Consider the following 6938-nt stretch of genomic DNA (forward strand, 5'->3'; position numbering starts at 1 on the left):
GTGCTTTTTTGTATCTAAAACCAATGAACGTAGGTTAAGGACGCTCGAAAATTGTCGCGATACCTTGTCCTAAACCAATACACATGGTTGCTAAGCCATATTTGGCGTCTTTACTTTCCATCAGGTTGATTAAGGTCGTCGAAATTCGCGCACCAGAGCAACCAAGCGGGTGACCCAGTGCAATCGCGCCGCCGTTGAGGTTCACTTTTTCATCGACTTTATCCAATAAGCCTAAGTCTTTGGCACAAGGCAAAGACTGTGCAGCAAAAGCTTCATTCAATTCAACCAGATCAATATCGTCCATGGTTAAACCAGCGCGTTTAAGCGCTTTTTGGGTTGCTGGCACTGGACCATATCCCATGATTGAAGGATCGCACCCAGCAATCGCCATGGCGCGAATTTTGGCGCGAATGGTCAGCCCAAGCTGGTTGGCTTTCTCTTCACTCATAATCAGCATTGCCGAAGCACCATCTGACAGCGCCGATGACGTCCCTGCGGTAACCGTGCCATTAGCTGGATCAAACACTGGGCGCAGCTGCGACAAACCTTCCACTGTGGTTTCAGGACGAATTACTTCGTCGTAATCTAGCGTGAATAGGGTGCCATCTGGCCCATGAGCTTCGATTGGCAAGATTTCATTTTTAAATCGCCCTTCGACGGTTGCCGCGTGGGCTCGAGCATGAGAACGCGCCGCGAAAGCATCTTGCTGCTCGCGGCTAATGCCATGCATTTTACCCAGCATTTCTGCGGTTAAACCCATCATACCCGCCGCTTTTGCGACATTTTTTGACATCCCTGGATGGAAGTCGACGCCGTGACTCATAGGAACATGTCCCATGTGCTCAACCCCACCGATTAAGCAGATATCCGCATCACCCACCATAATTGCACGGCTGGCATCATGCAGAGCTTGCATTGATGAACCACAAAGGCGGTTGACCGTGACGGCGCCCACTTCAATAGGCAATCCGGCTAAAAGCGCTGCGTTACGTGCGATATTAAAACCTTGTTCAAGTGTTTGCTGGACACAGCCCCAGTAGATATCTTCAATTTGACTTGGATCGACCTGAGGATTGCGCTCAAGTAACCCCTTCATTAGTTGCGCGGAAAGATCTTCCGCGCGAGTGTGGCGAAACGCTCCGCCTTTGGAGCGACCCATTGGTGTACGTAAACAATCAACGACAACAACATTGTTCATGTGGTATCCCTCCTAGATAGAACCGGTTTGTTGAGCTTGGTAGAACTGTGCGCCTTGCGCCGCCATGTCGATCAGCAGTTGTGGAGCTTGATACATGGCGCCGAGGTGAGCGTATTGCTTCGACATTTCGAGATATTGAGCAATACCAAGGCTATCTAGGTAACGACATACGCCGCCGCGAAATGGAGGGAAGCCTAAACCATACACTAGCGCCATATCCGCTTCTTGAGGAGAGGCGATAATGCCTTCTTGAAGACACAGTACCACTTCATTGATCATTGGAATCATCATACGTTCAATGATGGTTTGATCATCAAAGTCTTGAGGTTTAGCACAAACCTCCGCCAGTAATGGCGTGATCTCTTCACTGAAGTTTTTGCTTGGTTTTCCTTTACGGTCAGCCGTGTAAGCGTAAAAACCGAGCTGATTTTTTTGCCCGTAACGCTTGGCATCAAATAGAACATCAATCACGTCACGTTGTGGTTTAGCCATGCGTTCAGGAAAGCCTTGTGCCATAACATCTTGAGCGTGATGTGCGGTATCAATACCCACGACATCCAGCAAGTATGCAGGCCCCATCGGCCAACCAAACTTACGTTCCATTACTTTATCGATTTTAGTGAAGTCTGCGCCATCACGTAGCAACATGCTGAAGCCACCAAAGTATGGGAATAAAACCCGATTGACGAAGAATCCAGGGCAGTCGTTAACTACGATTGGTGATTTACCCATTTGTGCAGCGTAGGCGACCACGCGGTTAATGGTGTCGTCAGAAGTGTGTTCGCCGCGAATCACTTCAACTAAAGGCATGCGATGTACTGGGTTGAAAAAATGCATACCGCAGAAGTTTTCTGGGCGTTTAAGGGATTTGGCCAGTAAGTTAATTGGAATGGTCGATGTGTTCGACGCTAAAATCGCGTTTTCATCTACTAAGGTTTCGACTTCACTCAGTACCGCCGCTTTCACTTTTGGATTTTCCACTACGGCTTCAACAATAACGTTGGCGCTATCGATACCGGCGTAGTGCAAGCTAGGCGTGATTGAAGCAAGAATGCCTGACATTTTAAAGCCATCAATACGCCCGCGCTCTAGTTGTTTATTGAGTAATTTAGACGCTTCGCTCATACCTAAATCGAGTGAGCCTTGAGCGATGTCTTTCATCAAAACTGGAACGCCTTTGAGCGCCGATTGATAAGCAATCCCGCCACCCATGATACCTGCGCCCAATACCGCTGCTCGCTCGGTAGAGGTTGTCGCGGATTTAGCCGATTGCTTCGCCAGTGCCTTGATGTGCTGATCATTTAAGAATAAGCCGACAAGGGATTTTGCTTCTTCTGATTTAGCCAACCTCACAAAGTGCTTACGCTCAATAGTAAGGGCATCATCACGTGAGCATTGAGCGGCTTCTTCGATAGCGACCACCGCCGTCATCGGCGCTGGGTAATGTGGTCCTGCTTTTTGGGCAACCAGACCTTTCGCCATCGTAAAGCTCATCATCGCTTCCATACGGCTCAAACTAAGAGGTGACGTTTTCTGTTTGCGGCGCGCTTGCCAGTCGATTTTCTCATTGATGGCGAGTAACAGCGTAGTCAGTGCGGAAGATTGCAGGGTATCACTGTCGACAACCGCATCAAGCAGACCAATCTTTAACGCTTCGTCTGCGCGGCAAGCTTTACCTTGAGTAATGATTTCCATGGCGCTGTCGGCCCCAATCACGCGAGGTAAGCGCACACAGCCACCAAAGCCTGGCATGATACCTAGTTTGGTTTCTGGTAGACCTATGCTGGTGGTTTGATCGCCGATGCGAATATCGGTTGCGAGTACACACTCACATCCACCGCCAAGGGCATGGCCGCGCATTACGGCAAGAGTTGGAAACGGTAAATCTTCAAGTTTTGAAAAGATACGATTGGCAAATTGTAACCATTGGTCGAGTTCGTGTTCCGGTTTGGCGAATAAACCTAGGAATTCTGTAATATCGGCTCCAACAATGAAGCTATCTTTGTCGGAGGTCATTAATAGACCTTTAATCTCGGAATGCTTTTTCAGTTCATCCAGAGCGGCATCTAAAGATTCTAACGTGGCAAGATCAAGCTTGTTAACGGATTGAGGTGCGTTAAAGCAAAGCTCAGCAATACCGTCTTGTACTTCCTTTACCTGTAGGGTTTTGGCTTGGTAAATCATTGTTTGTCTCCATGACCTACGATGTGGGATTGTGTAGAGGTAAATCGTTATAATTGTTGTTCTGGTTAGACCAGTACTCTTAGTGTGGACGGCGGGATGTTGAATTTCAATACATTTTTTAAACAAGTGTTTAACATTGTGCGCTAGGTATAAACAACAACTTAACTTTGCCTCGTGATAAACTCACCACAAACCTCGTTGAATGGAATGTTATGAATAACCAGCCTTACAAAATTCCGGCTCAATCGGTCATTTTTGAAGAAGAGATCAAGAAGAGCCTGTTCATCACTCAGTTAGCGCACACGCCGAGTGTTGATGAGGCGAAAGCGTTTATAGAGTCGATACGTCAGCAACACCTAAATGCGGGGCATAATTGCTGGGGGTATGTTGCAGGTCGGCCAGAAAACTCGATGTTATGGGGATTCAGTGATGACCGTGAACCATCGGGTACGGCTGGAAAACCGATTTTGGCGCAACTCTCAGGTTCCGGGGTTGGAGAAATCAGCGCGGTGGTGACCCGTTATTCGGGTGGAATTAAGCTTGGTACTGGCGGGTTGGTAAAAGCTTATGGTGGTGGTGTTCAGCAAGCTCTCAAGCTGCTTCAAACTATTGAGAAAAAAATCACGACAAAGCTACGCTTACAGTTAGACTATGCGTTCATGCCCGTTGCACAGTCACTGATTGCTCAGTTCAAAGCACAAGAAGTTCAAGCCGATTACAGTGATACCATTTCTTTAGTTATTGAAATAGAACGGTTATTGGTGGCGGATTTTACTCAATCCATCATCAATAAAAGTGGTGCAAAAGCGATGGTTAAGTCACTGGAAGATAACAATAACAATTAGGAAGATCAGAGGTCGCGAAATCGGCCTTAAAAGATAATGCAATTTCGTTCTATTATTCGAATCGTCGGGCTTTTGCTCGCCCTGTTTAGCCTTTCTATGTTGGCGCCTGCTATCGTTGCGCTGATCTATCGTGATGGGGCTGGGGTTGCATTTGTCACGACTTTCTTTGTCTTATTTGCTTGTGGTGGAATATGTTGGTTTCCCAACCGACGGTTTCGTCACGAATTAAAAGCCCGTGATGGTTTCCTCATTGTGGTGCTGTTTTGGACGGTATTGGGAAGCGCTGGTGCGATTCCTTTTTTACTGTCTCACAACCCGAATATTTCCATCACGGATGCGTTTTTTGAGTCGTTTTCGGCGTTAACGACAACGGGTGCAACGGTGATCGTTGGATTGGATGAATTACCCAAGGCGATACTGTTCTACCGTCAGTTTCTTCAGTGGTTCGGTGGTATGGGGATCATTGTATTGGCGGTCGCAATTCTACCCGTACTTGGCATCGGTGGTATGCAGCTTTACCGAGCTGAGATTCCCGGGCCAGTTAAAGATACGAAGATGACGCCGCGGATTGCCGAAACGGCGAAAGCGCTGTGGTACATTTACCTTAGTTTGACGGTTGCATGTGCATTGGCTTTTTGGGCTGCGGGAATGACGCCATTCGATGCGATTAGCCATAGCTTTTCAACCATTGCGATTGGTGGGTTCTCAACCCACGATGCAAGCATTGGGTATTTTAATAGTTATGCGATTAATCTAATCACAGTGGTGTTCTTACTGATATCAGCATGCAACTACTCACTTCACTTTGCGGCATTTGCTTCAGGGGGAGTGCATCCGAAATATTATTGGAAAGATCCTGAGTTTCGAGCTTTTATCGTTATTCAGTTATTACTTTTCGCTATCTGTTTTGCGGTATTGTTGAATCATCAGTCGCACGATTCGCTGTATCAAGCGTTTGATCAAGCCTTATTTCAGACTGTATCCATCTCGACAACCGCAGGGTTTACCACCACAGGGTTTTCTGACTGGCCACTGTTTTTGCCGGTTCTGCTGCTGTTCTCTTCTTTTATTGGTGGTTGCGCAGGTTCAACTGGCGGAGGCATGAAAGTTATTCGTGTGTTGCTGTTGACTCTGCAAGGCTCACGCGAAATAAAGCGACTCGTTCATCCTCGAGCTGTCTATACCATTAAGATCGGTGGTAGTGCACTTCCATCGCGTGTCGTCGATGCGGTGTGGGGGTTCTTCTCAGCGTACGCTCTAGTATTTGTTATCTGTATGCTGGGGCTTATCGCTACAGGAATGGATGAGTTAAGCGCTTTCTCAGCGGTTGCCGCTACATTAAATAACTTGGGTCCTGGCCTTGGCGAGGTCTCGGTGCATTTCGCCGATGTCAATGATACTGCAAAATGGGTACTGGTGGTGTCCATGTTGTTTGGACGCTTAGAGATCTTCACATTATTAATTTTATTTACGCCGACGTTTTGGCGTAGCTAGTCGAGGAAAGACAGTTTGAGTAACAAAGCGCTATTGCTTTATTCAACGCGAGAAGGGCAAACCAAGAAAATTCTCCAATACATAGATAAAGAGCTGCACGACTATCAGTGCGATTACGTTGACTTACATACCATGCCAATAGAGATAGATTTCTCTGGTTATGACAAAGTGCTGGTGGGGGCTTCTATTCGTTATGGGCATCTCAACAAAAAACTGTATCGGTTTATTGAGCGTTATAAAGCCGAATTGAAAGACAACAACGCGGCGTTCTTTTGCGTTAATTTAACGGCGCGCAAAGAACAGCAAGGAAAAGATACCCCAGAGGGCAGCGCTTATATTCAAACCTTTCTTAAGAAGTCCCCATGGCAACCAGCATTGATTGGTGTGTTTGCTGGGGCATTGCGCTATCCGAAGTACCGTTGGTTTGACAAAATGATGATTCGTTTGATCATGACCATGACAGGTGGTGAAACGGATACCAGTAAAGAAGTCGAATATACAAACTGGAAAAAAGTCTCTCTTTTTGTCGAAAATTGGCAAAAACAGTAATTGAAATACGTCATTTTGATGGTTTTAGTTTATTTACTAACCGAACAACCAAAAAAACATAAAAATGTTTAAAAAAGGGTTGCCAATAGAATTTGGATATCTATAATGCGCCTCGCTGTCAGGGAAACGCTCCATAGCGAAAATTGACCTGGGGCAAACGGAGATTTTTTAGAGTAAATAACTTTAAAAAAGTTTGCAGAAAGTGGTTGACACTGAATGCCTACTCGCTAAAATAGCCGTCCGTTTTGAGGGTAACCTCACAACAAGCTCTTTAATAATATAAACCTATCAATCTGTGTGGGCACTCGTTGATGATAATCAAATTAGAAACTTCGGTTTCAAATTGGTTTCAATGAACTGAGTGACCAATCGATACTTTCTTTTAGAAGAGTGGTATCGGCACAGTCAATTCACAGTCTTCTATTCGAAAGAATAGAGAATGTAATCAGTATTCATTGAGCCACAAAAAACTTTTAATTGAAGAGTTTGATCATGGCTCAGATTGAACGCTGGCGGCAGGCCTAACACATGCAAGTCGAGCGGCAGCGACATAAACAAACCTTCGGGGGCGCTTATGGGCGGCGAGCGGCGGACGGGTGAGTAATGCCTGGGAAATTGCCCTGATGTGGGGGATAACCATTGGAAACGATGGCTAATACCGCATGATA

At 46.3% G+C, this 6938-nt stretch carries 5 protein-coding genes and 1 rRNA gene; 4 read left to right on the forward strand and 2 right to left on the reverse strand.

Annotated features, from left to right (window positions below):
* Positions 1–34: 34 nt before the first annotated feature.
* Complete coding sequence (fadA, locus tag BLS03_RS20280; RefSeq protein ID WP_093278309.1) at positions 35–1198, reverse strand: acetyl-CoA C-acyltransferase FadA; 1164 nt, start codon at positions 1196–1198, stop codon at positions 35–37.
* 12 nt (positions 1199–1210) lie between these two features.
* Positions 1211–3382, reverse strand: a complete 2172-nt coding sequence (gene fadB / locus BLS03_RS20285) for a fatty acid oxidation complex subunit alpha FadB (protein ID WP_093278312.1) — start codon at positions 3380–3382, stop codon at positions 1211–1213.
* Positions 3383–3594: 212 nt separating this feature from the next.
* Between fadB and BLS03_RS20290 the strand changes: the two genes are divergently transcribed.
* The 4 genes from BLS03_RS20290 to BLS03_RS20305 form a co-directional block, all read left to right on the forward strand.
* Complete coding sequence (locus BLS03_RS20290; protein ID WP_093278314.1) at positions 3595–4227, forward strand: YigZ family protein; 633 nt, start codon at positions 3595–3597, stop codon at positions 4225–4227.
* 36 nt (positions 4228–4263) lie between these two features.
* Positions 4264–5721: a TrkH family potassium uptake protein gene (locus BLS03_RS20295; protein ID WP_093278319.1), complete on the forward strand. Its 1458-nt coding sequence runs from the start codon at positions 4264–4266 to the stop codon at positions 5719–5721.
* 15 nt (positions 5722–5736) lie between these two features.
* Positions 5737–6270: a menaquinone-dependent protoporphyrinogen IX dehydrogenase gene (hemG, locus tag BLS03_RS20300; protein ID WP_093278322.1), complete on the forward strand. Its 534-nt coding sequence runs from the start codon at positions 5737–5739 to the stop codon at positions 6268–6270.
* A 474-nt stretch (positions 6271–6744) separates the two neighbouring features.
* Positions 6745–6938: ribosomal RNA gene (locus BLS03_RS20305) — 16S ribosomal RNA — on the forward strand; the annotation flags it as partial.

The organism is Vibrio xiamenensis, from assembly GCF_900100015.1.
GTDB lineage: Bacteria > Pseudomonadota > Gammaproteobacteria > Enterobacterales > Vibrionaceae > Vibrio > Vibrio xiamenensis.